The organism is Qipengyuania sp. MTN3-11 (assembly GCF_042851825.1).
GTDB lineage: Bacteria > Pseudomonadota > Alphaproteobacteria > Sphingomonadales > Sphingomonadaceae > Qipengyuania.
Genome location: NZ_BTGM01000002.1, coordinates 1 through 24357, shown reverse-complemented (window position 1 = coordinate 24357; position 24357 = coordinate 1). Strand labels below are relative to the sequence as shown.

Sequence of the window (24357 nt, the reverse complement as noted above, 5' to 3'; positions counted from 1 at the left end):
GTAGCCAAGTTCGAATGGGCTAACGAAACCCGCCCGACGCGGGCAGCGTCGGACCTCCCATCACACGGGCGGCAGCGCCTTGGCCGAAAGCTTCGTCAAACTCACGGCGTGCCGCTTCGGATGGATCGCGCTGCAACTCGGCAATCGCCTCGGCGGGAGGTGCCGTTGTCTGCGGCACCCCAGATGGTTGACCACCTCCTCCCATAGCTGCGGCAAGGCCGGACTGCCTGCCTGTGTAGCCTATTGACGGCCCTTGGAACGTAACGAACGGGTCGGTTTCGTTGAGCAGCGCCGCGTCGAGCATCTGGTTCCACTGATCGGAACCGGGTGTAATGCCGCGCGCCAGCATCATTTTCTCAATCGGGGTCGGTGCGACCTCCTTTGCAGGAGCATTACGCCGCTCATACTCCATCTCGGCAAACCGGCGCACTCCCTGACCGGCAGAGGGATCCATCAGCACCCGCGCGATCGTCGCATCATCGACTGCGCCCGTTGTCATCGCCTCGGCAAGCTGAGCATCGCGAGCGGAGTTCTCTTCCGCCATCCTGTCCGCGCGCTTGACCATCATGCCGCCCTCGACGCCATCGAGAACGCGACCCAGCCCTTGGGTCCAGTGGCCCACGGGGGAATAATCTGATCGGGACATGGCTTGCCCCTGTTCGCGCATCATCGCGACCTGCTCAGGCGACATTTTCGTGCCGCCTTCGCCCCAGATGAAGGGCTCTGGTGCCGCAAGGGGCTCACCCAACCCGGGGGCTAGGGCGCGAGCGATTTCGAGATCATCGCCGATACCGGGCGTTTCCCATGATCGGCGGGGCTGGCCGCGAACATTAATCATCCGAAGCCTCCCGTCGCTGCGCGAATGCCGGTCCCGGCGAGACCGAACAGACCACCCATGAGTGCATTCTGACGCTGCAGCTTCGCCTGATAATTATCCTGCACCATTCCGGCGTAGTCGACGCCGCCGACGCCCACCTGGGGGGCAGCAGAAGACATCTGTGCCGGATTGCTCACTTGCGACCCGGAGAGCAGCGCGGACAACTCGTTAAGCGGCTGATTGCGCGTGGCGAGGTTTTCCGAGAACGCTTGCGAGCGCCCTTGCAGCGCCAGCATATTGTTCTGGTCGGTGTTGGCTTGCGTCAGGCGCTCCATTTCGGAGTTCCAAGCCGCCGTTCCGGGGCGGATGCCGGAATTGACCAGGCGCGACCGCAGCGCGGCCTCGTTGCGCTGCTGTTGCGGTGCGATGCGGGTCTGCGCCAGATCATAGGACCAGTCAGCCGCGTCCTGATTGGTGAACTGGAACGGGTCGGACAGTGCATCCGCCACCCTGCCTGACTGCGCCTCGGCAATGCCTGCAAGATTGGTTTGCGCGGCCTGCGACTTGTCGAAAATCGCCTGCTGTTCGGGGGAGAGCGTAGTGGTCTGGGTGAACTGAGGAACTGTTACAGTTTTGCCGGTCAGGCTATCGACGTAGCTAGTCGTGCCCGACTGATTATAGGCGACGGAGCCCCAAGGATTTTGCTGCGAAACCATGTTCAGCAGCTGTTGGGACACTGCCGTGTCGCGATTGACGCCACCCTGCGCGACGGCGGTTTGAACTGGATCGGGCGGACTCGGGGCTTTCATGCTGCGGCCTTTCCGTGCTCGGGCATAAACCCATGTTTTCTTTCAGCCGCTTTCCTCGCCGCCGCCGCCTCGTTGATCGTTTTGAAGTTTCCGAGATGGACAGATTTGCCGCGAACCTCAATGAACGCGCGCCAACGTCGGTCGCGCTTATGGTAGTTCACGCCCATAACACCGCTGGTGTTGGAGCGGTTAATAATCATGTTGCGCTGGTTCTGAATGTGGGGAATATCGCGGAGGTTGATGAGTCGGTTGTCCGATCTGTCGCCGTTGATATGGTCGATCTCATGGGTTGGCCAAGCCCCGTGAGTAATCGCCCATGCAACGCGGTGGCCTGCGAGCATCTGGCCATCTACAGAGCCCTGCAAATAACCCCGCGCAGTCGGTGTCGAGAAAGCAGGCTTTCCTGCGTAGCGTGTATTCCACTGACGCGGAAACTCGTCACAAGATTTCCAAGTCATCACGCCCGTTTCAGGGTCGTAATCCAACCTGTCACGAAGTCTGTCGGGGGAGGGTATCTTCAAAACACGCTTCCTTGTTCGGGAAGCGCGTGAAGTGACGGTCAGCCGCGCTGCAATCGGGAGGGAAACTACCGAATTTCCATTCGGAACGCAAGATGCCGATGATTATCCCATCACGGCCCGGGCCGAAGTGATCGCGCAGCCTTCCCTCGACCTCGCCGCCGAGCCTCTGCGCATAGGAAATCACTTCGGGTTGCTCGGTAGTGGCGGTCAACCGCAGGCAACCGAGCTGACGAAAGACATATTCGCCCACAGCCTCTACAAATCCCTTCGTCCATCCCCGCCCGGCAAGCGTCACATGAACATCGAAGCCCTCGAACTGGTTGAACACCACGCCAGCAACCAGCCTGTCGCCCCTCATCAGCCCCATCGTGGAGTAAGGCGGGCATATAGCGGCACCCACCTGCTCGGAGACGAACCGCGCAACGCCTTCTCCAGCGACGATCACGTTACCGCCTCGGCTGTCGTGTGCAGGGTCTGGAAATCGATCAGTTCCACATCGAGCGGAGACGGTGCGCCGCTCGTGACCTGGTAGCAGGGGGCTAAGGCATACCCTACGGCCCCTGCCGAGTTCCACGGCTGATTGATGATATTCGCGAACGTAGCATCCCAGGTAGATTGCCCCCAGACGCCCGAGCCCCACTCGTTAGAGGCCGGAGCAGGTGTGGCGTCTGGCGCTGCGGCAAGCGAGGTGTCGAAATCCGCCAGAATATCGCACCGGTCCACGATGCGCACATTCGCCTTTACGCGCGCACGAACCATCTTGCCGATCTTCATGGCAAACGATGTCCCCATGTCCTCGAACAGGGGGACGACCACGCCGGTGTAGGGCGCGTTGTCATCGAACCCGCCTGCCATGGCCTGATAGACACAGCCTGCGGGCGAGCCGAAAAACAGCCGCCCTCCATAGACGGCGAAACACAGCGCTTCCCAATTGGTAAATCTCGCCCATGCCCCGGTCTCCGTATTCGAGACGAACACCACGGGATTGTCGCTTCCCACCATATCCGGTGGAGCAACAAGAGCCATCTTCTGCTCCGGCCATACGATTGCCTGCCAATCCTGACGACCGCGCAGGCTTACCGCCTCGGTCCAGGCATCCGCGATCCGGTAGCTGACCGTCGCTACATTCAATGCCGTCACATCGAGCGAAATGGCTTTCGACAAAGGCACAAGCCCGACGGTTGTCGCTATCGCCAGATCCCCGCCGCCGCGAATATACGCACGCTTCCCCAGAGGAGAGCCGATCCGATAGACGCCAACCTTTGACCACGTTGCAACTTCCCCCGGGTTATCCCCCTGAAAGATCGCCACCTCGCCCTCACTGGTCACAAAGACGTTCTGTTCCGACAAGCCCCCGCTTCCGCCGCTCTCCAAGGACCATGGCTGTCCAAACATGAGCGAACCGCCGTTCGGAAAGATGCCTCCCATCGGGAACGCAGTGGCCTCTCCGCCGATGGAATCGACATCGAGATACCAGGCCGTCAGACTTTCCTTTTCGACGAAATAGAGGCGAGACTTGTAGGCCCAGACGAAAGACATATCGGCGCTGGTGAGATCGCCGAAATCCATTCCCGGAACCGCATTGACCGGCGCTCCGATCACATCGGCCGCACCTGTCGTTTCCCCGGTAATTTCCTCGTCGTCCTCGAACGTCCCGGTGACGTTCGTCAGGAACAGGTTCCCGGTGGTCTCGGTTGCCGGGTCCTGCCTCCAAATCGTGCCTGTCGCCCCGCTGGTGCCTCCAGTGACGGTCTCTCCCTCGGAGAAATCTTCCGACAAGCCATCGTAATTGACCTGTGTCACGCCGCCCGCGATGTTGGGGTAGAAACGATCACCATCGTAGATGAATCCCGTGTCGGCACCGTTCACGCCGATCAGATATATCCCGCCCGTGGTCGCAAACTGGATGACCGACCAGTCGTCGCTAGTGTAATCCTCTGAAACGACCGAGCCGCCCGATTCCCATCCCAGAATGTTTTCTAGATCGTCGCCAATCAGGTTTTCTTCGCCATCGGACAGTTCTACCGACTGGGAAAATAGCACATTCGAAACATCGTAGATGCGTTCTGCGTCCGCAGCGAACATCTGTTCGATCGCGCCACTATGATAGGTGAACAGGGACCGGATCGGCAGGGCCTCGTTCAGCGTGGCGTAGCGGGCCTTTCCGCGCCGCAAGGCAACTCCGGTCGACTTGGGGAAGAAATTGTCGAGGGTAGCGGCTCCCGGGCCCTCAATCTGGGTCTTGGGGTCGGACAGGGCGCGGTTCGATACCCAGCCCGCTACAGGTGCGGGCCATTCCACCGGGGCCGCAGTTCGTGGCTTCGGACGGGTCTGGCGACGAGCATAAACCATCAGCCGGCGGGCCAGTAATTGGCAGGACCAAGCTCCCACGGATACGCGAGATGCGTGTTGCCGAAGCCCGACCGTGCGTTACGTCGGATGACGGTCGGCCCGCCATCCTTGGCCGCGTATTCGTCCAGAGCCTTGATGAAGGCTTCCTGATCGCCGGTCGCGTCCAGCTTCTTGTTCTCCCTCCACCTCCAGACCAGCCCTAGAGTCAGCAATCGCTCGGGAAGCACGAAACTGTCCTGATCGGCGGTGAAAGCCGCCTTCGGAGCAGTCGACTCATCGAGCGCGATGTTCTTCGTGATATAGGGAAACCGCGCCTGCGCCGTAGCGCTGGGCACGGGTGAGAACCTCAGCTTTCCTCCATAGATGATCCAACCGCCAGGTGTCGCATTGAACCCGCGTATTTCGTCGAACAGGAACTGGTCGAGGCTCTGGTAGTGGCGGTAGCCCCACGCCCACGTCGCACCGTCCTGCATCGCACCGGCAATGGTGAAGCGGTCGTAATCGTCGGGAAGGTCGAACTCGGTTGTCGTGCCATCACCAGAGATCGTGGCGATCCGCGTGAGGGCTTGCCAATCATCGTATTTGGCGATGTCCGTTGCGACCTCGTTGACAAGATCGCACATCTCCAGCTCGAACGTCTGGGTCGCCCCGAAGAAGGTCGACGGCTTGCGGCCGATGAGCCGGATAGCCGCCGACTGCATGGCCGCAAGAACCGTCATTTACGCCGCCTTTGCTTCGCGCAACTCGCGCAGGCTGTTTTCGAGGGTTTCGCGAGACGGCGTGCCGCGCGGGCGCGAACCGGCCAGCTCGGCAATCTCGCTCTTGATGTCGTCATCGGACATTTCCGCGAAAGCCTTGTCCGCGACTGCCAGAGCTTCTTTCTGCTCGTCCGGCGTCGGCTCGCTGGCCGGGACCTGCACCGAAGAAGCCTCAAGCTCGGCGATCCGGGCGCGCAGCTGCTCGACCTCGGAGAGCGCGGCGGAAGAGGATAGCCGCTCGGACATGAACGCCCTGGCCGCGTCCTTTAGCCGATTGGCATTCATGCCGAGCGACTTGAGCCCCTGACCCTCAAGAGCGTGCAGGGACTCGATCGAGTAAATCTTCATCGCCCGGCAGAGCGAGACGAGTTCGGGAGTGACACCATAGGGCCGCAGCATTTCCAGCGGCGTGCCCATGGCCTCCTGCGGGTTACCCTGTTTGAAATCGCGATACTGGTCCGACCAGCGCTCGGCGTAGGTGATCGAACGATTGCCTTCCTTGCGATACTGCGCGTCGGACGGAAAGACCGGGGAGTAGTTGCGGGAACCGGCGAAGCGGACCTCGACCACTTCCTTTGTCTCCATCACCGCGTGACCGGCTTTCTCGGAGGCGTGGACGTTCTCCACTTCGATGATCTTGAAAACCGGCGTGATCGTGATGTCGCGCGGGTCGATAACGGCAACCTGTGTCATGGATTGGACGCTCCAGAACTAGAGGGAAGAGGCGGGACCGAAGCCCCGCCCCCAGGGATCAAAGGGCAGAACCCTTTTTCGCCCAGAAATAATCTCCGGACGTTACGCCAGCGACCGGGGCATAGAAGCCCCCGGAACCGGCAGCCGCCGTGTAGGCGGGGACGGTGATCGACACCTGAGTGCCCGGAGCCGAGGCAGCGGAGATATTCGCCGATGCCCGGACCCAGACGTAGTCGAACCCGTCGTCACCCGTCTCGCGCGTGCCCACGACGGGGCTCACCTTGCTCGGGTTGTCGAACCAGACCTGTCCCGGAGTGACCTTCTGATGAAGATCGGGACCGAGCTGGCCGGTGGTGCGGAAGGGGGAAGTCGTCATTGCTCAGTCCTCCGGTTAGGCCGTGATGGCGCGATAGGTGAAGAGCGGGTTTTCGAGCACGAACTGGCCCGTCCACACGACGCCCTGCGCCACCGCATCCTGGTTGATCGGACGCATCCCGTCGCCCGGGTGGAAAGGAACGAACTCCTGACCCGGGAAGGTGTAGATCGCCGCGCCCTTCGTATCGATGCCGAAGAAGGTGTTCTCGGGCATCACATTGCCGATACCGCCCGCAGCGATGACATCGACCGGACCCGCCGGGGTGATGATCGTCATCCCCGTGAACCCGAGCCGCGCCAGACGCTCCGATGCGAGCCGCTGATGCGCCACGAATGCCGCCGAGATCGCAGCATAGGAGTTGGCATCGGCAATGATCAGATCGGGGTAGCGCCCACCACGCGAGCGGGCCAAGGTGATCTTCTCGATGATCGGGCGCGCCGTGGTGCTGTCCCAGGCGGTGTAACCGTCGACATCGCCTTCGGGAATGTCGAAGGTCGAGGTGCGCCAGTCGGCCACGCTCGCACGGTCGATCCCGCCATAGGTGCCGGTGTTGGCCACGATGGGGATAGCCCCGCCGAAACCGATCATCTGGCGTCCGCCATCGGCAGTGCCGTCACCGATCATGCCTTCCTCGAAGGCTTCCTTCACGGACTGCTCGGCGGCATCCATGTAGGTTTCCATGAGGTCGATGGCCTCTTCCTCGCCGCTGTTGTAAAGCAGCTCGGTGCCGGTCAGCGAGAACATGCCGACGCAACGCGACCAGTTGTAGACGGCGCTGTTCAGCAGTTCCTTCGGCGTGATCTGCAGCTTGTCATAGCCGGTGAACCACTGCGCCTGGAGCTTGTCGAACATGATCGGAACGCGAAGTTCCGGCCCGCCGGCACGCTTGGTCTTGATGCGCCCCTGATCCTTCAGGATGGCAGTCAGAGGGGTGGAATTGTAAACGATATTCTGCACGTCGGTCGAACGACGCGCGACGGAGGCAGTAAGAATCTGCCCGTAGTTACGATCCGGATTAACAGCCATCGGACTGATCCCTAGCTTGCTCGACGCCTGCGCATTTCGTCACGCAGAATGTCGGCGGTTGAACCACCGCGCTGAGGTGCAAGATCGGGAGACGATGACCCTGGCGCGGACTTGATGGATTTTGTGCCGCTGAGGTTTTCATCAGCGCGGCCATCTGCGTCAGGGCTCGTTGCCGGGGCGGGCTTGTCGACATTTGAAGGCGGGTTGAGCCGCTCAGCCATGTCGTAAGCCGCTGCCAGTCGGTCGGACGGGCTCAAGCTGGCTGGTATTCTACCAGATTTGAGGAACATTACAATATCGTCCTTCAATTCATCCCACCGGGGATGAGAGGCCTTGAAGGGCTCGATGACGGAAGCGGTCGTCTGCTGGGTCTGGAGCTGCTCGATCTGCTGCTTGAGCTGCTCCACCTCGGGGTTTGCCTTCGGCTGATCGTTCGACGCCTGCGGGCGGGCACCGACGATCTGCTGCCATTTTTCCGGCCCGGCCTGCGTGATGAACTGCGCCACCTCGAACAGGCTGGGCGATGAACCGTCCGGGCGCTTCGGGCCGATCTCCTGCAGAATCGCGTTCAACCCGGCATAGGGATTGGCCTGCATCAGGTCCTCGATCTGCGACATCTTTTCGAGGCTTTCGCGAAGGTCCCTGCCGTTGGACTTGGCTAGCTCGTCGAACGGCTTGATCGCCTCGTAGCGTTCGGTTGCCTCGCGAAGCTGCGTCACCTGCGCCTGGTGCTCGCGCTCCATGTTCTCGATGTCGCGCTGCACCGGACGGGGCACATTGGTCCACTTCTCGCGACTATCCGGCAGGAAGTTCTTCGGAGGCTGATAGTCGTTCGAGCGCTCGGGTTCCTTGGTGTCCTTCGCCTTGAACTTGCCGTCCTCGTTGCGGTCGGGCTTGCCCTTCACCTCATCGTCGGCCTCGCCCTTTTCCTCCGGTTTGGCGTCTGCCTTGGCTTTCTCGTCCTTTTCGCCCTTGGCCTCGCCATCTTCTTCGTCTGCGGCGGGCTTGGCGTCATCGTCGGGCTTCTCCCTTGCTTCGCTGTCCTTCTTCGCCTCGTCGGCGATTACATCGCGCAGCGAGGCAGGCTCCTTCTTCGGCTCATCCTCGGTTTCGAGTGTCTTCGGTGCGCCACCACCCGAGACACCTGGGGCGGCGTTCGGGTCGAGCGTGGTCGAACGGGTATCGGGCGCTTCGGACGCGGCCAGATCGGTCATGGTAGGTCTCCGGTAACAACGGGCGGCACGCGCCCTTCCTTGACATCCTGAATCCCGGCGCGGATGTCCTCGCGCCTCTTGCGCCGGTCGAACTCCGGTGCCTTGAATGCGGGCATCTCGTCTCGCCCGAGTTCCTGGTATCTCTCGCCCTGCGGATTGCCCTCGGGGCTGCAGGAATGGCGATACGAGGCGAGGCTGGTATGCAGCTTTCCGTCAGGCCCGAGCGTCGGTTCGATGCTATCCGACACTACTCGCGGCGCGCAGATAAGCCGGGACGCTCCAGCCCCGCACTCGCACTCCTGTCGATCCCCGAAGCGCGCAAGCGGAACGAACCGCTCGAAACGGTGTCCCTGCGCACAACGGAAATCGTAAAGCGGCATCAGCTTTTCGATTTGCTGGCCGTCTTGGTCTGTCCGACCGACTTGTCGTCCTCGACAGGCTCGCCCTTCTCGTCGAAGCGCGGGTCCATCGTCTTCATGCGATCGGCAAGGCCGTTGTCGTCCTGGTCGATCTTCTTCTGCTCTGCTTTGCTGGTCATCTCAGTTCTCCTTGCTTTCCCGTCCAAATCATTCAGGCTCGGGCCTGTCCGCGACGATCTGCGCAACCACCTCAACCGCCTGATCGGGCACCATCGAGAGCTCGACGAGCTTGGGTGCATTGGTCGGATCGGCGTCGATCTGCGCCGCCAGCTCGGTTGCCAGTTCGGGGATGATCGCCAGTTCGATCAGACGATCACGATTGCCCTCCTGCGCTTCGATCTGGGCGGCGAGTTCCTCCGCGGTGGGCTCAGGGAAGCCCATCTCCATCAGTCTGCGTGCGTCGGCCATGTCGGTTTCTCCTATTCGGGCGGGGTGTAGCCATTGATGACGAGGGGAATGCCGCCGCTCTCGACGACGGTGATCGGGTAGCCACCACTTTCGACGGCTTCCGCCGAGGGTGCTCCTTCATCGACATGGGTGACAGGGAAGCCGCCACTCTCGATTATTGTGACAGGGAAGCCGCTCATTGGGCCTCGTCCTGCTGTTGAAGTTGGTCCTGTCTGGTCTGTTCGCGGAACCCGTCCTCGACATGATCGCGCTCTGCGGTGCGGGCCTGGTCGACCATTGCGTTGCGCTCGCTCGACGCCTGCTGGCGTTCGCGCAGTTCGATGTCCTTGAGCGACACGAACTCGTCGAGGGCGGCGTTATCGACCGCGATCCCTGCTTCAGCCAGAAGCTTCATGGTGGATGCGCGCAGGTTATCGACCTTGGCGATGGCCTCTTGCGCCTTGATCGTGTTGGCGTCCGCGTCCTGCTGAAGTTTCGCCATCTTGGCTGCGAAGTCGCGCTCGTTCTGCGCGGCCTTTTCCTGCATCTCTTGGATCTTGCGCGATGCCTCGGCCTGATCCTTCTCGCGCTGCGCCTGGACCCGCTCCATCGCCGCCTGCGCCTTCATCTTCTCGGCTTCGGCGAGTGCCGCCATACCCTCCTCGGAGCCATCGCCCTGTTGCGCGGCGATCATTCCCGGTGCCTGCTTCACGAAATCGTCGATGGCCGCGCTCATCTGCCGCCCGACCCGATACGGCGCGAGGCTGAACTTGAGCATCTCGCCCGCCAGCTTACCCCCGGCCTCACCCATGCCCGCAATCGCCATCAGGCCCTGCGTTGCCCCATTGAAGGCAGTCATGAACTCGTTGCGGGCCTGCTTCTCTGCGATCTCATCGGTGAGAACCGTGGAATCCGTCTCGATCTCGAAAGCGAACGAGCGAGCCTTGTCGTCCCGCAGGAGGTCCATCACATCGTCGATGGGGACAAGGTTCTCGGCCTCTTCCAGCATCGGCGCATACTTGGCGAGGATTGCCTGCTGCTCCTGCTGGAGCATGGCCTTCGCCTGCTGCGGATCGACTGGCTCCTGCGCCTGCTGCGCCATTTCCTCGGCGCGTTTGGTCAGCGCCTCCAGTTCTTGCTCGGCAGCGGTCTCGATTTCGTTGATCCGCTTTTCGATGTCCTGCCGCGTCGGCAGGTCCATCTGCGCCATCTCAAGCAGGGTTTCGCCGTCGAACTCTTCGGCGATGATCTCGCTCGCGATCTTCACCGCATCTGCCGCGATCCGTTGCAATTCGTCGATCTTGCAGCGAACCCGAACCGAACCGTATTGCGCCTTCATCTGCTGCGCACCGAGCGTCTCTTCCGCCTCGGTTGCGCCCCGCATGATGTCGGAGATCCCAGAGAGTTGGTAGAAGTCCTCGATCAGCTGGCGGCGCGCCTCGATCAGTCCGGTGATGGCAGTGGCTATCTGGTCAAGCGGCAGATAATCAACGAGCCGGCCGCCGCTATCGATCATCGCGGCACCGGGCACCTGAATATAAACCGTGTCGTCGTCCGACCTAAGTGCGGTTTCAATGGTCGTTGCGATGTCACCGCCGCCTGGAATCAGACCTTTCAGCTTTACCTGGTTGAGCAGCAGGTAAATACGCGCAGTCAGCGTATTGATCTTCGAGAACATCCCGGCATAGCGCTCGAAATCCGGCACGGGGATGAGTGAACGGCGGCGCAATGTGCCGTAGGCGGGGCGGGGGCAGGGGAAGAAGCCCTCAAGCGTCAGATGGGGCTCATCGTCCTCCAGATAGACATCGAGGCCGTCCGTGACCCAGTAAACGCGATTGTTCGCACGGTGCCAGACTTCCCAAACCTTAGCCTTGGCAGTCATGGCCTTCTGCTCGCGGTTGGTCTCGTCGCGGCGTTCGAGGAACTTGATCTCGCCCAGTTGCTCGTCGGTCAGCTTGGTGAAGCGTGCCCTCAATTCATCGCGCGACATCCAGAAGCCGCCCGCGACCCAGCCCACTTCCGACCACTTGCGCGCGACATCGTGCAGGAAGTCCTCGCGGTCGAGATGTTCGACACAGACCTTCTTGCCGTCATCGCTTTCATAGCGCAGCCACATGACCCCGCGACCCGAGAACAGCAGGTCGTCGCGCACATGGTGCATGACATCGTCGATGCCGGTGCGTTTGAAGGTCGATACCGCAGCGCGCTCCAGAACCTCGGCAGTAGTGTCCTTGACCCTGCCGCCATCCTTGAACATCGGGGCAATGGCCGGAACGGGCGGACGAGCATAGACGGCGGGCTTGAGAACCTCGCTCGACGACCAGAACAGGTCCATCTCGGCGTCCTTCCACTCGCGGCCACCGGCCATCTCGATCAGGCGCTCGTAGGATGAGCCGTGGCGTGAATAGAGATCGTCGATGCCGTGGCAGACAGCATCCCACTCCTGAAACGCCTTTTCGGAGCGCTTGAGGGCCTGCAGGATCGGCGAGGATGCCTTTTCCTGACGCTCTTCGGTGGTCCCGGCGAAGTCGCGGGTCTCGTTCATCGACGCCTCCCCATCAGCGGCGAGGCAATCACCCCATCAGCCACCACGGCAGGCGGCGCACCCGGACGCGGCTTCTCGGCCTCGGGTGTCTTGCCGAAGTCCATCTTGGCGATCAGTTGACCAGCCAGACCCAGCGCATCGACCTGGTCGTCATGGCTTCCGACCGGGAAACTCATCATCTCGCTGACCAGATTGGCCAGCCAAGGCGCACCACGCGGCACATGCAGCCCCTGCATCGCCATACGCCCACGGATCGACTGCGCCCGCACCGCCTTGTCGCCGCGCGTCGGAAACTGTTCGCGGGCCACATAGGACTCGGTTTCGAGCATCCGCTTGACCAGAAACGGCCCAACGCCGGACTTGATCTGTCCGGTTTCCTCGGCCCAGCCAATCGGCTTCCATTGCCGCACAAGCGCGCACAGGCTGTCGACCCAGACATCGGAGGAAGCCTGTTGCCGCCAGACATCGAGCAGCCAGAGCCGCCCTATGTGGTCGATCCCCATGACGACATGCACGGTGTAGTCGCCGCCATCGGCAGTGACGGCGTAATCGGACGCACCGAACACCTGCATCGTCTCGCGCGGAGGGATCGCGTCCATCTCCTTGATCCACTCGCGCTTGAAATAGTCGCCCGTGTCGGGAGCGGGGCGCTGCTGGTAGAGGGCGGACCATGTGCGCGGCAGGCGCTGGAACGGTGCCCAGTGCGCTTCATCGAACCACTCGGGCCAGATGAACTCGCCCGGGAGACGGCCGAGGGGATCGTCGGCGCGCTCTGCCTGGGCGGGGATGCAGATAACTTCCCATGTCTCGCCGTCGCGGCATTCGATCATGCCGGACTCGCCAGCCCAGCCTTCGGGGAGGATCGAACCGGCAAGATCGTCCTCGTGCCAGCGTGTCTGGGTGATCATCACCGAACCGCCCGGCTTGAGGCGGGTCAGGACATCGTCCTGGTATGCCTCCAACGTCCGCCTGCGGGTTATTTCGCTGTCCGCTTCCTGCCTGCCCTTGATCGGGTCATCGATGGGGATGAAGTCGGCGCGGTTGCCGGTGATGCCCGACAGGATGCCGCCGCCCATGAACTCGCTGCCGTTGTCGAGCGCCCATTCGTCGGCAGCACTGCTTTCCGTGCTGAGCATCGTATCGAACAGCAGCTCGAACCGCTTCTGGCGAGCGATGGAGCGCATACGCCGACCGAACTTCTTGGCGAGGTCGCTGCCGTAGGAAACACCGATGACCTTGAAGCCGGGTGTGCGGCCCATGGCCCATGTCGGGCTGACCACGGTCGCATACGTCGACTTCGCACTGCCGGGTGGCAGGAACAGCATGGTCCGGCCGCGATGGCGTTCGATGCAGCGCTGCGTAGCGTTCAGGATAATTTCGTGATGCTCGGCCAGCACGGTCTCGACAGGCTGGAATGTCTCGCAGTCCGGATCGTCCTCGGTCACAGGTGCGCCGGGAACATCGATGTAGCGCGCGTAATCCACCAGCTTGCGACGAGCGCCACGGCGGCGCAGCAATTCGCTTGCAGCTTCCTGAGGCGTGATGACCGCTGTCGTCATTTCCCCGCAGCGATCTTTTCGAGGGCGGCGTCTGTTAGACTCAGGCCCACGCTGCCGTGATGCTCATACTCCTGCTTGTCGCGCCACTGTTCGCCGCGGCGGTTCTTGAGCCAGTTCATGGCTGCGCCCGGTTCAGGCGGAACATGCTCCCGCGTCGGCGCGCGGACTATCTGCCCTTGGAATTGAAAAACCTTCTCGCTTTCGAAGGTGTAGCCAACCGCGCGTTGATAGAGGCTGCGCTCTACGCGATCATCGCAAGCATCCTTGCCCACCTTGACCGCCTGACAAAATTCTTCGTTGGTGTTCTTCCATCGGTAGATGGTCCGGACATCCACTTGAAAGAAATCGGCCAACTCGATGTCGGTCGCGCCGAGCTCACACAGCTTGCGCGCTTGTTCCGGGTAATCCTCGGAATAGTCGGTTGGACGGCCCGGGCTCATGGGCCAAGCCAGTTACAGCATCAATTCGCGCTTGAGGCGGGGGCAAAAATAGCTGTGTCGTAATTTTCCTGTCGAAGAACCCGTTTGACGTAGGATCGCTCCGCACCGGTTGCGCGGCAAATCTGGCGAATGGGGCAGGGCCAATGCTTTTCGACATAGCCGAGGAGACGCTGACGAGTGATGGCGGGCCTTCCGCGTCTCATTGTCCCCTACCCATGTCGGTGATGTCCTGTGGTTGGTGTGGTTATGCTGCGGGGCTCGAAGCCGGGCAGGTCCTCAAGGCTGTCGTTCAGCGCATCGTGAACATCGGCACCGGTCGAGAGCTGGATGACTTCGGCGTGCGGAAAGGCGCTCTTCGTCGCCAGCACCAGTTCGGGGAACTTGGCGATGATCTGCCCGATCTCCTCGAGGCACCAGACCTGGACCTTCGGTTCGCGTTCGACCTGTCCGATTTCCGCGCGTGTCCGGACCAGCGCAATCGGGGTGCCGTCCGGAAGCTCGAACTCCCAGGTTCCTGGCGCGGCGGGCGACTTGCCCGCGACCAGCGCGAGCTCGTCGAGTTTGTCGTAGGCCCGTATCATCGCATCGCCGTGCTTGCGCATCTGCTCGTAGGGCTCGGGCCGGGGGTCGCCGACGCATTCGAAGACCGCCATCTCCCACTTGCGCTTCTGCGACACGAACCGCTCGGTCCATTCCAGCGGCACCAGGTGAGGGAGCCGGTTGAAACCCCAACGTCGGTTCATCTCTCGGGCGTGTTCGTCGACTGTTCGAACGATGTCCTGCATCGTGTCGAGGATCATCCTCGGGGTGGGTGGGGGGGCGATGGCGGTCACCACGACACCTCCTTGCGTCGAATAGTAATATACCCACCGTGGCGGACGTAATCCAAGTCTATGCTATGCCACTCGTACTTCTGATGAGTGTTGCACCAGATATAAGACAGTTGGCTGTATTCATCGATCTCATCCAATGAATCGATGTTGTAGCAATCGACCTCGTGATAATCGTCCGGCGCCTTCGCGACCTCTTGGCTGCGCCTCAACTTTTCGAGCCGAGCCGGTCGCTTGTCGGGTGTCAGCGCGAAGCCATCTGGAATACCGATAATCTTACGATCTGCTTTGCCGTAGTTGCATGGCTGACATGCGGCTACCAGATTTCCAAGATCATCCCTGCCCCCGGCCGCACGCGGGAGAACGTGATCGACCTGAAGCTTTTGCTCTTTCGCCGATACGCCGCAGTATCGGCACCGATACCCGTCTCGCGTCAAAACCTCGAAACGCAGCGATTTGCTTATCCTTCCCATTGGCTGCTCCTTTGCGCCAGTTCGAAACGGAAGGCTGCGGTGCGCCAGTTGGTTATATACCCTTTAGGGTATAACCACTGGCGCAGCATCCTGGCCCGCCAGTTGCGCCAGTTGTGCGCCAGTTGAATGAACCGACTGCCGCAACCGTATTTTCTGTCCTCGTTTCTCATTACTCAGCCCACTTCCCGACGATGACCTGCTTCCTGATTTTCCGGTGCTTGTCCTCTGTTTCCACCACTTCCAATGACCCGTTCTTGATCCATTCCTTGAGTATTTGCGTTGCTCGTTTCCGGTCTGATTTCTCGTCGATATTAAGGTTCAGAACCTCCGCTATGGCGTTCCCCGCCCAAGCCTTGGCGCGCACGTCCTCGCGATAATCGCCTTGCCCGATAAGGGTCTGGACCGCGCGCAGGTGGGTGATGGAGACACCATCGAAAGGATCGGGCCAAGCCCACGGACAGGCCACGCCGACCTGATCGCCGTTGGCGAGATCGGTGTTGTTCATACGATACCATTCCGCCTTTTCTGGCGGGGACAGGTTCGCCTTGTCGTTCTGGACGCGGAAAATGAAAGCGGCCTCTTCCGGTGTAATACCGGCGGACTCGGCCTCTTCCTTGCTCATCTTGTTGTAGACCCGAACGGAACGGGCCGCGTCGGTAAGCGACTTTGCCCCTCGAGCGCTATCCACGTTGGCCTCTGTGCCATTCTGCTTGCGCACATGGTGAACCAGGTTGATCGAGCAGTTGCAGATGTCGGCGATCTTCGCCCACTGCTTGGAGACCTTGTCGATCGCGCCGTTGTCGTTTTCCGATACGTTGTGCGACGAGACGAATGGGTCGATCACAAGCACATCGATATTGCGTTCTTTGATTTGAGCGATGATCGCATCGACGATGGGCACGATGATCTTCGCGCCATCCTTGGTGTCCTCGGCAAGAACACAAGGCTGGTCCCGGCCGCTGTCAACGAACAGGCGGTCGGCGATGTCATCGGGAGCGATCGCGAACCGCTTCGCAGTTGCGTGTATGCGCCGTTCGGTTTCCTCGGCAGGATCCTCGAGGTTGTATAACCAGACCCGGAGCGGGCCTTCGTAAACATCCTGCCCGTAGAGACTGCGATTGGAGGTCATGGCCAGGGCTTCGCCGATCTTGACCGAAGACTTGCCGACGCCGCCGCCCGCAATATCTACGCTCAGGAACTTGCGGAGCAGGTGCCGTCCGTAGAGCCATTTACGCGGCGGGATCGCATTTTCGGCACGCCAGACGAATTGGGTGGCGGAGAATGTCGATGCCGCTTCCTCTATCCGCTTCGTTTCTTCAACCGAGCGGTCCTGTGGCTCCGGCACCCCGAATTTCTCACGGGCGGATTTGATGTATTGGCGAACCGCGCGCTCGGTGTCCGCCACGGTATAGCCTGAAAGAGTCAGTCCGGGGGCAGTGAGCAGTATCTCGGCATCAGTCCAACCGACGCCAATCCAGTGAGCGACGAGATCACGATAATGGTTGTGCCAGGAATCGCCCGAAAGGATCGCACCGATGTAATCCGAGGGCCGCACACCATTGCCTCGGGCCATCGCGGAAAGTGTTGTCTGACCGGCAGGCAAAACTTCGCCGGTCTGCGGATCAAATGCCTCATTTCTTGCCGAGACCGGATATGCCGTGGCCACCTCTTCCGGCGTAACCGGCTCGCGTTCGTCGTCGAATTCGGTCTTGAGCTTGACCACCTCGACCCGGTAGCCGCGCTGCACCTTGTGCTGCGGCGGAAAATTGACGGTCCCGGCGAGACGCATGATCCGCGAGGGATTGATTACACTATCGCCGCCGAGAACCTGCGCTAAGCCGCGCTGGCGCTCGGTCCATGCCGCGAGATTGCGAACCGGCTCGTCGAGCAGCCAATAGAGGTGCGGCCGGCGATGGGGCACGGTGCCGGTGTCGGCGGTGAAATAGGGCGGGAGGGCGCGCAGCTTCTTGCCGAGGCCCAGAAGGCTCTCTTCCTTATCGATGTCGGCAAACTGCCAGATGGCAATCCCGACATCCTCGTCATTGGCACGCTGGGTGCTGTCGGCGCGCGGCTTGCGGGGATTGACCCCGACATAGACATTCTCGCCTGCGCGGGCACGCGCGGCGGCAAAGGCGGTCGCATCCGCGACACCGTCCTTGTGAATGGTGAAATAGGCTGCCCGGTCGGGCTTGGATGGCCCGTGGCATATCTCGATCAGGCCACCGGCATAGACATCGCGCAGCGGCGCGAAGAGCAATTCGAGGTGGGCCTTGATGGCGTCCTCGTCCGGTTGCATGATCGATGTCGCCACGGTTGCCACGATTCTCTTCACTCGTGTTGCTGTGAGGGGCGGGCCGGTATCAGCGACCCGCCCCGGTCACGGTTTAAGCCTAGAACTCGACATCATCGTCACCGCCCGCCGAGGCCGGAGCAGGGGCGGGTGCCGGTGCAGGTGCGGCCGGAGGCGGGGTGTGCCCCGAACCGGTTGCGGCGGGTGCCGGTGCCGGAGGCACGGGCTTGGGTGCCGCGTCGTTCAGTTCCGCCGGACGATCCGCCCAGGACACGATCTCGAGCTGCGGCCGGTAGTTCGTCCCGTGCTTGTTCGTGACGGGGTGAACGCCGACGCACTTGACCACGGGCAACTTGCCGGGATTGGCGTCCTTGCCGGAGAGCCAGTGATCGTGAAGCTCGTTCATCGCCTCGATCACCGAACCGGCGGTCGAGGAGAACTCGCGGACGCCGAGCAGGTTCTTGTCGCTGAACAGGTTGATCTGGAAACCGCGCTTGTGCTGCTCGCCCGGCTTGGGAGCCGGTTCGGACAGCGATGGGTCCATCGTCTTGCTCGGCGCGACACCCGCGGCGAACAGGAACCACCCGGTCTGGAGGTTGTTCATGTCGAAGATCGCGGTCATGTTCTGGACCTCGAACTCGGCAGCCTCGGGCTCGTCCTTCTTAGTATACCAGCGACCCGCCTTCGCGTTGTATTTCACGTAGGGGATGAAGCCGCCGTCACCGGACGCGGGGTTGGACATGAAAGCCATAATCTATTTCCTCTTCACTCGTTGACTGCCGCCGTGACAGCGGGCGGCGCGCTATCGGGGGATGGTCCCCAGATTTCGTGGGCAAGGGCGCGTGCAGAGGCATCGCCCCAGTAAAAACTGGTGAGGTCGGGCGCGAGGCAGCGGGTCAGCTTCTCGCCATCGTCGGAAAGCTCGAGCAGGCGCTCGATAGCCTGTGCGGCAGAAACGAAATCGCGCAGGTGCTGCTCCACGTTCTCGAGCGCGTAGACACTGATCTTTTTGGGCGAGGCGTAGGCGAACCGGACCTGCCAGTTGCCACCCGGTCCTGCGTAGATCGCACCCTGGCGCGCGTGCGCGGCGCTGATTTCGGAAGGGATGCGAAGCGTCGACTTGAGATCGACGATGATGCCGTGCTGTTCGAACTCGAAATCGAGATAGCCCCAGACCGGAACCGGAACGCCTTCGACCATGTAGCTGATCTTGTGCTGGCGCTCGCCATCGGGCTTGTGAGGCACACCGTATTGACGCAATTCATTGAGCGCGATGGCAACGGTCGGCTCGATAGCCTCGCGCTCTTTCTCAATGCGTGGATCGGCGGACAGGCGGGTGAGTGAATGGAACTTGGCCAGCGCCTTGGCCTGGCAATCCTCGAGCGGCATATCCGGATCGAACAGTCCGGCCTCCACTCCGCATTCGATCGCGGTGCCGCGATGCGCGGCGGGTCCTACGGCGGTGCGCTTGCCCAGGAGGTATGACGCACACCAGAGCGCGGGTTGCGCGACGAACAAGTTGACCGACGAAGCGGACAGATGGGTTATGCCGTGGCGCTGAAAGGCGTTCATTGTCCGATCCTGATTTCGAGGCGTCCGGGCTTTTCGGGAGCGCGGAAATAGAAGTGGGGCACGAACCGGCTGTCGTTCACGCCGAGGGCATCGGCGATACCGTCGAAAATCGGCTTGCAGCGGTTCGGAAAATTCACGCGGTCGCCGCGCCGATCCGGCGGAACGAACGTGATGTGGACGTGGATGTCGCCATCGGTCGGCATCGGCGGATAGCCAGCGGCCTTGGTCACGAGGCAGGCATCGCTGCGCCACTTCTTCGTGACGCCGGACTTGCCGTGCCAGTTGCCCTTGGCGTGGCCGGAGAGGCTGGACGGGGGAAAAGGAAGCTCGATCATTTTGCGGGCTCCGCCTCGGGGACGATGCTCGCGTCGATCTCCATCATCTCGGCCTGGGCATCGATCCGGCGCAGGGCGAGGTTGACGGCGGAGCGGTCGATGACCGGCTCCTCGGCGGCATCGCGCAAGTCCTTGGCGATCTTGCGGAGGGCGTTGGCGTAATTCATTTCAACTGTCCCCTGCGGCGCGCTTCACGCTCGAGCATGGCGAGCTTGGTGCGGGTGTTTTCGATCATGTCGGGGAGGCGAGCGGCGCGGTCGCGCTCAGCCTTGCACAGGCGGCAAACCTCTTGGCGCTTGTAAATGTAGCGGTGCTTCCGGTCGTGGCCGCACGCGAGGCGCGGTTCTTCGACGTTCTCGATCCTCGTCGGTTTGCCGCGCAAGGCCCGAAGGAAGATGGCGCTGGCCTCTTCCATCGAACGGCGATCTTCGAAGCGCCCGATCACGACCACACCCCGCAGACCTGCATGGTTGCAGCGATGGCGAGGGGTGCGAGAAGGAACAGGGCGATGCGGAGGCGGGTCATGCTGCGGCTCCCTCAATGAAAAGGTCGCCTTGGCGCTGGGCCTGCTCGATGCGGTTGCAGGCTATGTCGAAATACTTCGGCTCGCGTTCGATGCCGATGAAGTCGCGGCCCATCTGCACGGCTGCTACGCCAGTGGTGCCGCTGCCCATGAAAGGGTCGAGGATGGTCTGCTCTTCGTGTGAGAAAAGTTCGACCAATTGCCGCATAAGTCGCTGCGGCTTTTGTGTCTCGTGAAGCGGCTTAACACCTTCGCCTTTCGGCACCACAAAAACACCATGACGACCGCCGCCATTCCATGACGATTTGCCTTCACCAGCCCATGCACTGACGATGCTTTCGTATCCCATCCCGGGGCGGTCTCCGCTGTATTGCGGAAGGCCATCCGGCTTCACCCAGACCATTGCGCGGCGATACGAAGCCCCGTGTTCTGCAAGACAATCACGCCAAGTGGCGACTGCTTCAGCTTGGCAAAAAGCTAGCACCCAACCCTGAGACAGGCGGCTGCAGTTAGCACTAACGTCCCTTCGGGTTTCCTCTGTTATTGCGGGAAAGGATAACGCGGCATCGTCTATCTCTCGCTCACCGCCGCCAATCGCCCTGCCCAATTTGCGGCGCTGCAGCGTGTGAGCCTCGGCTTCGTAGGGCGGATCCATAATGGTGTGGTCCACCTTAGGCAGCGTCGGCAGAATGTCCCGGCAATCGCCAAGGAACAGTCGGGCTCGTCCAATTACAACCGGTTCAACCACGATGGCCTCCGCGGTTGTAGGTGTTGGAACAGGGGCGCGAGCAAAACTTGGCATGCCCGCGGTTGATCGCGCTGCGCTTGCGCCAAAAGCTCGCACCACAATGCAGGCAGTCAAAAGACGCGCCCGTGCGCAGGGCCGCTGCGATTTTATCGCGGTGCTCGGCGCTGAACTTGTGGCCTGACAGGCCTTCCCCGCCGTTCGTCAGATTGAGCAGTCGCCCGCCTCCGCGATACATCGCGATCCAGTGCCGCTCGCGCGCCTGCCAATTTTCGCCGGGCTCAACCCATTCGAGCAGCTTGATAGCTAAGCGTTCTCCGCGCTCCAGTTTCTTGCGCAGCCAATAGCCAACAGGCCGAGTGACGCCGCGCTTGGCGTCCCTGATGTGCGCCTTATGGCGCGCACTGAGGTGCTGGATGGTCTTGCCAACATAGCGCGGCTCCCACGAGGGGTATTCGCAAAGCGCGTAAATGCGAACGAGCGGCGTGGCGCGCCCGATGTGCTCCACCCGGCTCATTCCGCCGCCCCCGCGCTCGACAGGGGCATCACGGTCGCGATGATTTGGTCCGCCGCAGTGGTGCAGCCCGGCTTTTCGATGTGGTCGATCCGCCCGTCCGCAGCAGCGAGGGCAATCGTCGAGACATGCGGCAGAAGGCTCGCGATAATCAGGTTCGGGTTGACCTCATCGGCCTCGTCGAGCGGCTTGGCACCGCCGTAACCGATGATCGAAAGCACCCCGTTGATGGCACGCGCGCCCAGCACACAGGCAATCGACAGGGCATTCGAAAGCGAGGGCTCCTTGCCTTCCACCCGGTAGGACTTAATCGTGCGCGCAGGGACACCGCTGGCAGCGCTCAGGGTATCGTCGGTCCACCCGCTTGCCTGTGCAGCGCGGAGAAGGCCCTGGACGACGCCGCAGACCCTATCATGCCCGCAGATAGCGGAAGTGGACGCTGACGGATTAGCGGACATTGCGTAGCTCCGAGGAATGGAAAGGAAGCTCACAACCCACCCCGGCGACTGCCGCGCTGTTGCGACAGGCCGGGGTGGAAGCGCCCGGAGGAGTGGGGGCGGGCGCTTGTTCGGTGAGATTGCTGCGGGGATCGTGGAGCGATGCCGTGACGGGCTGCTTGACAGGAGCGCCGTTCAGGAGCGCGATAGTCTCGCGATCTTCCTCGTCGGGGGTGTGGGGGCGGATTTTGCGGAAGCGGGAGGCACCGGAGCTGGTGCCGTCATCTTTCATACCTTCGAAAAGAAGGCTGAGGCCCGTCTTGTATCGAAACACCCGCCTGCCATCGTCTGTCTGGCGATAGCCGGGCAACAAGACTGCGCGAACGGTGTAGATACGGCCTGCCACGGTCCTAATTCCGCTCTTTATGCACAACGCCAAGTCCCCGACCTGCCAGTCATCGTTGCCCATCACCGGCCCCCTTCATGCTGAGGGTTGGCGACCTTGGCGGAGTGCTTGGTGTCGTTGGCCTCGCGGGGCAGGCGGGTTGCCAGCATCACGACGCGCTCGTTGCGGATGAAGACTTGGGGAAGGGTCATGCTTGGCCTCCACCGGGAGCGCTTGTCACGCTCCCGGCTTTGGCTACGGTCGGGATTCGGGAACCGACCGGAAGGCTATCTGATGAACGACATAGAGCCGACGAACCTTGCGCTTGTTCACGTCGCGAAGATGCAGGCGCAGATGATAATGATTTCTGCGCACTGCGCCCTTGCAATCGAAGAAGCGGGGTTGCTCGACGACGGACGAGCGCAGTCAATCGTGCGATCCATGAGAGCCCTCGCGGAGTTGCTCGATGACACCGATCGCATTGAACCCGGCGGGCTTGCGAAAGCTCTCCACCGGACCGCTCAAGCGATTGAAGCAGGTCATCCCAGCCCGGATGAGCCATCGCGCGGTTGAAGTCCGCCGGGGTCATGCCGCCTCCGATGCATCGGGGCGCTTGTCTTGAGGCGTCCACGGGTCCAGTGCCGCAAGCATGTCAATCTGCTCGTCGGTCAGCGCCGCGATGCTATCGTGCTTCCAGTTGGTCTTGTTGTAGATGTGGATCGCCAGCGGGCGGGGAGGTGTCCGCGCGCCGTTGATGATTTGGTTGGCGTAAGACGGGCTGATACCCGCTTTTGTCGCCAGATCGGTGTATGAGATGATCTCTGCCATGAGCAAACATTCGCAGATTGCGAATATCAATGCAAGGGCCAATTTTCGCAGAGTCGGTAATTACCTTGGTCAGCCGATATCGCAGAATGCGGACATGGCCGACTCAACTGAGAAAAACGGTGGACCCAATCATCTACGCGCGTGGATGGACTACCGGGGCGTAAAGGGTGTGGAGCTTGCTGAACGCTTGGGGGGTAACGTGACCCCCGGCATGGTGAGCGATCTCGCTAACAGCAATCGGGCTCTATCTGCGAAATGGTTGCGGCGACTAGCCGATGCACTGAGCACTACACCAGGACTACTACTGGATCATGATCCGCGCGAACTGGATGCCGATCTCCTGGAAACCTGGCTGAGCGCCAATGATCGAGAAAAAAAGCAGATCACCGACATAGCCAAGACCTTGGTTCGTAGCGGAACAGATGGCTGATAACGACGATGTCGGGTGCTGGATCGCTGTCATCAGCCTCGGTGTGCTCGGTTGGTATGCCTATGACAAATATGAAATACGCGAGCGCGATGATAGCGCGGCGGTGGTTGCTGTTCCCCAGCCACTCCCACAGCCAGAACCTTCACGGCCTACCGGGCTCGTGTCTCTGACCGAAACCAAGAATGGCTCTGGTTACTATCTCGATGCCGAGAGTGTGAAAGGCCCTAAAGAAGCCCGCATCGGTTGGGTATCTATTGGAGCGGCGCTCGATAAGACGGTAGCCTACCGCAGTGCCAAGGAGTTGGTCTGGACTAATTGCGATACCGGGGAGACCAAGACGCTTAGCCGCCTGACCTATAACGCAGAAGGCGATGTTCTCTCATCGTATGACTTCACCCCCGAGGAAGCGTCAACCTACTACTATCCACCCGGGACCGTTGGGGCCGCTGCCCCGCGTGAGATGTGCAAGCCGGAGTATGGCGAGCCGTAGTATTCGCATCTTGCGAAATTAATCCTTGACCTGACATTCGCAATCTGCGAACACGGCCCTCGAAGCCTCCCACACCGGGATGGCAACGAGGAGATGGCAGCGTGGCTACCAAGACCCCTGCGAAGAAAAAGCCCGCTTCTAAGAAGGCGGAACTGCCGACCTTCGCGGCCATAAAGGGCATGGACCGTGACATGACCTGTCGCGGGTTTCAGTTCGAGGTCGGCAAGACCTACGAGCAGCCCGGCAAGATCGTCGCTTGCAGCAATGGTTTCCACAGCTACCCGACCGATGAAGACACTCCGCCCCATGCGGTGTTCGAGTATTATGCGCCGAACGTGTCCCGCTATTTCGATGTGACGGCGGGCGGGGCTACCGATCGCCAAGGCAACAAGATCGCTAGCGCCAGTCTCACGATTGGCGTCGAGATCAGCATGGGCGAGATCATGCGCCGCGTTGCTGACTGGTGCGTCAAGAAGGCCAAGGGCGCGGCATCGAACAGCGGCGACTACGGCGCGGCATCGAACAGCGGCACTCGCGGCGCGGCATCGAACAGCGGCGACTACGGCGCGGCATCGAACAGCGGCTACTA

General features: G+C 61.5%; 35 protein-coding genes and 1 pseudogene. 4 read left to right on the top strand and 32 right to left on the bottom strand.

Annotated elements, in window-relative coordinates; genetic code table 11:
- Positions 1–19: 19 nt before the first annotated feature.
- From ACGHN1_RS07350 to ACGHN1_RS07200, 31 genes and pseudogenes are all read right to left on the bottom strand, one after another.
- Positions 20–838, bottom strand: a complete 819-nt coding sequence (locus ACGHN1_RS07350) for a hypothetical protein (protein WP_390549882.1) — start codon at positions 836–838, stop codon at positions 20–22.
- Positions 835–1626 (bottom strand): hypothetical protein, encoded by a 792-nt coding sequence (locus tag ACGHN1_RS07345; RefSeq protein WP_390549880.1) that lies wholly within the window; start codon positions 1624–1626, stop codon positions 835–837. Before ACGHN1_RS07345 ends, ACGHN1_RS07350 begins: the two co-directional genes overlap by 4 nt.
- Positions 1623–2111: an HNH endonuclease gene (locus ACGHN1_RS07340; protein ID WP_390549878.1), complete on the bottom strand. Its 489-nt coding sequence runs from the start codon at positions 2109–2111 to the stop codon at positions 1623–1625. Before ACGHN1_RS07340 ends, ACGHN1_RS07345 begins: the two co-directional genes overlap by 4 nt.
- A gap of 4 nt (positions 2112–2115) precedes the next feature.
- Entirely contained in the window at positions 2116–2592 is a 477-nt protein-coding gene (locus ACGHN1_RS07335) for a GNAT family N-acetyltransferase (protein ID WP_390549876.1), read from the bottom strand.
- A complete protein-coding gene (locus ACGHN1_RS07330) occupies positions 2589–4448 on the bottom strand; it encodes a hypothetical protein (protein WP_390549874.1) in 1860 nt (619 codons plus the stop codon). The genes ACGHN1_RS07335 and ACGHN1_RS07330 overlap by 4 nt, the downstream gene beginning before the upstream one ends.
- A 50-nt stretch (positions 4449–4498) precedes the next feature.
- Positions 4499–5218, bottom strand: a complete 720-nt coding sequence (locus ACGHN1_RS07325; protein ID WP_390549872.1) for a hypothetical protein — start codon at positions 5216–5218, stop codon at positions 4499–4501.
- A complete protein-coding gene (locus ACGHN1_RS07320) occupies positions 5219–5950 on the bottom strand; it encodes a hypothetical protein (protein WP_390549870.1) in 732 nt (243 codons plus the stop codon). It lies immediately after the preceding gene.
- A gap of 58 nt (positions 5951–6008) precedes the next feature.
- Positions 6009–6326: a hypothetical protein gene (locus tag ACGHN1_RS07315; protein WP_390549869.1), complete on the bottom strand. Its 318-nt coding sequence runs from the start codon at positions 6324–6326 to the stop codon at positions 6009–6011.
- 15 nt (positions 6327–6341) lie between these two features.
- On the bottom strand, positions 6342–7352 hold the full coding sequence (locus tag ACGHN1_RS07310; protein ID WP_390549867.1) for a phage major capsid protein: 1011 nt from the start codon (positions 7350–7352) through the stop codon (positions 6342–6344).
- An 11-nt stretch (positions 7353–7363) separates the two neighbouring features.
- The gene (locus ACGHN1_RS07305; RefSeq protein ID WP_390549865.1) at positions 7364–8566 is read right to left on the bottom strand and encodes a hypothetical protein; all 1203 of its coding nucleotides are present in this window, start codon (positions 8564–8566) and stop codon (positions 7364–7366) included.
- Positions 8563–8814, bottom strand: coding sequence for a hypothetical protein (locus ACGHN1_RS07300; protein WP_390550926.1), 252 nt, complete (start codon positions 8812–8814; stop codon positions 8563–8565). Before ACGHN1_RS07300 ends, ACGHN1_RS07305 begins: the two co-directional genes overlap by 4 nt.
- 15 nt (positions 8815–8829) lie before the next feature.
- Positions 8830–8946 (bottom strand): annotated as a pseudogene (locus tag ACGHN1_RS07295) (FmdB family zinc ribbon protein); the annotation flags it as partial.
- The gene (locus tag ACGHN1_RS07290) at positions 8946–9104 is read right to left on the bottom strand and encodes a hypothetical protein (RefSeq protein WP_390549863.1); all 159 of its coding nucleotides are present in this window, start codon (positions 9102–9104) and stop codon (positions 8946–8948) included. The pseudogene ACGHN1_RS07295 and the gene ACGHN1_RS07290, both read right to left, overlap by 1 nt.
- 28 nt (positions 9105–9132) lie before the next feature.
- A complete protein-coding gene (locus ACGHN1_RS07285) occupies positions 9133–9393 on the bottom strand; it encodes a hypothetical protein (protein ID WP_390549861.1) in 261 nt (86 codons plus the stop codon).
- Positions 9394–9404: 11 nt separating this feature from the next.
- The gene (locus tag ACGHN1_RS07280) at positions 9405–9572 is read right to left on the bottom strand and encodes a hypothetical protein (RefSeq protein WP_390549859.1); all 168 of its coding nucleotides are present in this window, start codon (positions 9570–9572) and stop codon (positions 9405–9407) included.
- Positions 9569–11917: a hypothetical protein gene (locus tag ACGHN1_RS07275; RefSeq protein WP_390549857.1), complete on the bottom strand. Its 2349-nt coding sequence runs from the start codon at positions 11915–11917 to the stop codon at positions 9569–9571. Before ACGHN1_RS07275 ends, ACGHN1_RS07280 begins: the two co-directional genes overlap by 4 nt.
- Entirely contained in the window at positions 11914–13476 is a 1563-nt protein-coding gene (gene terL / locus ACGHN1_RS07270) for a phage terminase large subunit (protein ID WP_390549855.1), read from the bottom strand. Before terL ends, ACGHN1_RS07275 begins: the two co-directional genes overlap by 4 nt.
- On the bottom strand, positions 13473–13916 hold the full coding sequence (locus ACGHN1_RS07265) for a helix-turn-helix domain-containing protein (protein ID WP_390549853.1): 444 nt from the start codon (positions 13914–13916) through the stop codon (positions 13473–13475). The genes terL and ACGHN1_RS07265 overlap by 4 nt, the downstream gene beginning before the upstream one ends.
- 209 nt (positions 13917–14125) lie before the next feature.
- Complete coding sequence (locus ACGHN1_RS07260; RefSeq protein ID WP_390549851.1) at positions 14126–14749, bottom strand: hypothetical protein; 624 nt, start codon at positions 14747–14749, stop codon at positions 14126–14128.
- Positions 14746–15219, bottom strand: coding sequence for an HNH endonuclease (locus tag ACGHN1_RS07255; RefSeq protein ID WP_390549849.1), 474 nt, complete (start codon positions 15217–15219; stop codon positions 14746–14748). The genes ACGHN1_RS07260 and ACGHN1_RS07255 overlap by 4 nt, the downstream gene beginning before the upstream one ends.
- 169 nt (positions 15220–15388) lie before the next feature.
- Complete coding sequence (locus ACGHN1_RS07250; protein ID WP_390549847.1) at positions 15389–17551, bottom strand: AAA family ATPase; 2163 nt, start codon at positions 17549–17551, stop codon at positions 15389–15391.
- A gap of 58 nt (positions 17552–17609) precedes the next feature.
- Entirely contained in the window at positions 17610–18260 is a 651-nt protein-coding gene (locus ACGHN1_RS07245; protein WP_390549845.1) for a hypothetical protein, read from the bottom strand.
- A 14-nt stretch (positions 18261–18274) separates the two neighbouring features.
- A complete protein-coding gene (locus tag ACGHN1_RS07240; protein ID WP_390549843.1) occupies positions 18275–19081 on the bottom strand; it encodes a hypothetical protein in 807 nt (268 codons plus the stop codon).
- Positions 19078–19416 carry a hypothetical protein gene (locus tag ACGHN1_RS07235; RefSeq protein WP_390549841.1) on the bottom strand — a complete coding sequence of 113 codons (339 nt, stop codon included), beginning with the start codon at positions 19414–19416 and terminating at the stop codon, positions 19078–19080. The genes ACGHN1_RS07240 and ACGHN1_RS07235 overlap by 4 nt, the downstream gene beginning before the upstream one ends.
- Positions 19413–19583 (bottom strand): hypothetical protein, encoded by a 171-nt coding sequence (locus ACGHN1_RS07230; RefSeq protein WP_390549839.1) that lies wholly within the window; start codon positions 19581–19583, stop codon positions 19413–19415. Before ACGHN1_RS07230 ends, ACGHN1_RS07235 begins: the two co-directional genes overlap by 4 nt.
- Positions 19580–19867, bottom strand: coding sequence for a hypothetical protein (locus ACGHN1_RS07225; protein ID WP_390549837.1), 288 nt, complete (start codon positions 19865–19867; stop codon positions 19580–19582). The genes ACGHN1_RS07230 and ACGHN1_RS07225 overlap by 4 nt, the downstream gene beginning before the upstream one ends.
- Positions 19868–19937: 70 nt before the next feature.
- Positions 19938–20609 carry a DNA-methyltransferase gene (locus ACGHN1_RS07220; RefSeq protein WP_390549835.1) on the bottom strand — a complete coding sequence of 224 codons (672 nt, stop codon included), beginning with the start codon at positions 20607–20609 and terminating at the stop codon, positions 19938–19940.
- Between the two features lie 70 nt (positions 20610–20679).
- Positions 20680–21201, bottom strand: coding sequence for a hypothetical protein (locus ACGHN1_RS07215; protein WP_390549833.1), 522 nt, complete (start codon positions 21199–21201; stop codon positions 20680–20682).
- A complete protein-coding gene (locus tag ACGHN1_RS07210; protein ID WP_390549831.1) occupies positions 21198–21494 on the bottom strand; it encodes a hypothetical protein in 297 nt (98 codons plus the stop codon). Before ACGHN1_RS07210 ends, ACGHN1_RS07215 begins: the two co-directional genes overlap by 4 nt.
- A 151-nt stretch (positions 21495–21645) precedes the next feature.
- Positions 21646–22041, bottom strand: a complete 396-nt coding sequence (locus ACGHN1_RS07205; RefSeq protein WP_390549829.1) for a hypothetical protein — start codon at positions 22039–22041, stop codon at positions 21646–21648.
- Positions 22042–22103: 62 nt separating this feature from the next.
- Entirely contained in the window at positions 22104–22232 is a 129-nt protein-coding gene (locus ACGHN1_RS07200; protein ID WP_390549827.1) for a hypothetical protein, read from the bottom strand.
- A gap of 82 nt (positions 22233–22314) precedes the next feature.
- On the opposite strand from ACGHN1_RS07200, the gene ACGHN1_RS07195 reads away from it, so the two are divergent.
- Entirely contained in the window at positions 22315–22593 is a 279-nt protein-coding gene (locus ACGHN1_RS07195; protein ID WP_390549825.1) for a hypothetical protein, read from the top strand.
- 12 nt (positions 22594–22605) lie between these two features.
- Here the strand turns inward: ACGHN1_RS07195 and ACGHN1_RS07190 are convergent, their stop codons facing one another.
- A complete protein-coding gene (locus tag ACGHN1_RS07190) occupies positions 22606–22848 on the bottom strand; it encodes a helix-turn-helix domain-containing protein (RefSeq protein ID WP_390549823.1) in 243 nt (80 codons plus the stop codon).
- Between ACGHN1_RS07190 and ACGHN1_RS07185 the strand changes: the two genes are divergently transcribed.
- The 3 genes from ACGHN1_RS07185 to ACGHN1_RS07175 form a co-directional block, all read left to right on the top strand.
- Positions 22847–23278, top strand: a complete 432-nt coding sequence (locus tag ACGHN1_RS07185; RefSeq protein ID WP_390549821.1) for a helix-turn-helix domain-containing protein — start codon at positions 22847–22849, stop codon at positions 23276–23278. The two genes, ACGHN1_RS07190 and ACGHN1_RS07185, sit on opposite strands and share 2 nt — an antisense overlap.
- Entirely contained in the window at positions 23271–23768 is a 498-nt protein-coding gene (locus tag ACGHN1_RS07180; protein ID WP_390549819.1) for a surface-adhesin E family protein, read from the top strand. Before ACGHN1_RS07185 ends, ACGHN1_RS07180 begins: the two co-directional genes overlap by 8 nt.
- Before the next feature lie 101 nt (positions 23769–23869).
- A partial coding sequence (locus ACGHN1_RS07175; protein ID WP_390549816.1) for a hypothetical protein occupies positions 23870–24357 on the top strand: 488 nt, incomplete at its 3' end.

Coding starts and splice junctions, on each gene's coding strand:
- ACGHN1_RS07350 (WP_390549882.1), bottom strand. CDS start 838: ATGATTAATGTTCGCGGCCAGCCCCGCCGATCATGGGAAACGCCCGGT.
- ACGHN1_RS07345 (WP_390549880.1), bottom strand. CDS start 1,626: ATGAAAGCCCCGAGTCCGCCCGATCCAGTTCAAACCGCCGTCGCGCAG.
- ACGHN1_RS07325 (WP_390549872.1), bottom strand. CDS start 5,218: ATGACGGTTCTTGCGGCCATGCAGTCGGCGGCTATCCGGCTCATCGGC.
- ACGHN1_RS07320 (WP_390549870.1), bottom strand. CDS start 5,950: ATGACACAGGTTGCCGTTATCGACCCGCGCGACATCACGATCACGCCG.
- ACGHN1_RS07315 (WP_390549869.1), bottom strand. CDS start 6,326: ATGACGACTTCCCCCTTCCGCACCACCGGCCAGCTCGGTCCCGATCTT.
- ACGHN1_RS07310 (WP_390549867.1), bottom strand. CDS start 7,352: ATGGCTGTTAATCCGGATCGTAACTACGGGCAGATTCTTACTGCCTCC.
- ACGHN1_RS07305 (WP_390549865.1), bottom strand. CDS start 8,566: ATGACCGATCTGGCCGCGTCCGAAGCGCCCGATACCCGTTCGACCACG.
- ACGHN1_RS07290 (WP_390549863.1), bottom strand. CDS start 9,104: ATGACCAGCAAAGCAGAGCAGAAGAAGATCGACCAGGACGACAACGGC.
- ACGHN1_RS07285 (WP_390549861.1), bottom strand. CDS start 9,393: ATGGCCGACGCACGCAGACTGATGGAGATGGGCTTCCCTGAGCCCACC.
- ACGHN1_RS07280 (WP_390549859.1), bottom strand. CDS start 9,572: ATGAGCGGCTTCCCTGTCACAATAATCGAGAGTGGCGGCTTCCCTGTC.
- ACGHN1_RS07275 (WP_390549857.1), bottom strand. CDS start 11,917: ATGAACGAGACCCGCGACTTCGCCGGGACCACCGAAGAGCGTCAGGAA.
- terL (WP_390549855.1), bottom strand. CDS start 13,476: ATGACGACAGCGGTCATCACGCCTCAGGAAGCTGCAAGCGAATTGCTG.
- ACGHN1_RS07265 (WP_390549853.1), bottom strand. CDS start 13,916: ATGAGCCCGGGCCGTCCAACCGACTATTCCGAGGATTACCCGGAACAA.
- ACGHN1_RS07255 (WP_390549849.1), bottom strand. CDS start 15,219: ATGGGAAGGATAAGCAAATCGCTGCGTTTCGAGGTTTTGACGCGAGAC.
- ACGHN1_RS07245 (WP_390549845.1), bottom strand. CDS start 18,260: ATGGCTTTCATGTCCAACCCCGCGTCCGGTGACGGCGGCTTCATCCCC.
- ACGHN1_RS07240 (WP_390549843.1), bottom strand. CDS start 19,081: ATGAACGCCTTTCAGCGCCACGGCATAACCCATCTGTCCGCTTCGTCG.
- ACGHN1_RS07235 (WP_390549841.1), bottom strand. CDS start 19,416: ATGATCGAGCTTCCTTTTCCCCCGTCCAGCCTCTCCGGCCACGCCAAG.
- ACGHN1_RS07230 (WP_390549839.1), bottom strand. CDS start 19,583: ATGAATTACGCCAACGCCCTCCGCAAGATCGCCAAGGACTTGCGCGAT.
- ACGHN1_RS07215 (WP_390549833.1), bottom strand. CDS start 21,201: ATGAGCCGGGTGGAGCACATCGGGCGCGCCACGCCGCTCGTTCGCATT.
- ACGHN1_RS07200 (WP_390549827.1), bottom strand. CDS start 22,232: ATGACCCTTCCCCAAGTCTTCATCCGCAACGAGCGCGTCGTGATGCTG.
- ACGHN1_RS07195 (WP_390549825.1), top strand. CDS start 22,315: ATGAACGACATAGAGCCGACGAACCTTGCGCTTGTTCACGTCGCGAAG.
- ACGHN1_RS07185 (WP_390549821.1), top strand. CDS start 22,847: ATGAGCAAACATTCGCAGATTGCGAATATCAATGCAAGGGCCAATTTT.
- ACGHN1_RS07190 (WP_390549823.1), bottom strand. CDS start 22,848: ATGGCAGAGATCATCTCATACACCGATCTGGCGACAAAAGCGGGTATC.
- ACGHN1_RS07180 (WP_390549819.1), top strand. CDS start 23,271: ATGGCTGATAACGACGATGTCGGGTGCTGGATCGCTGTCATCAGCCTC.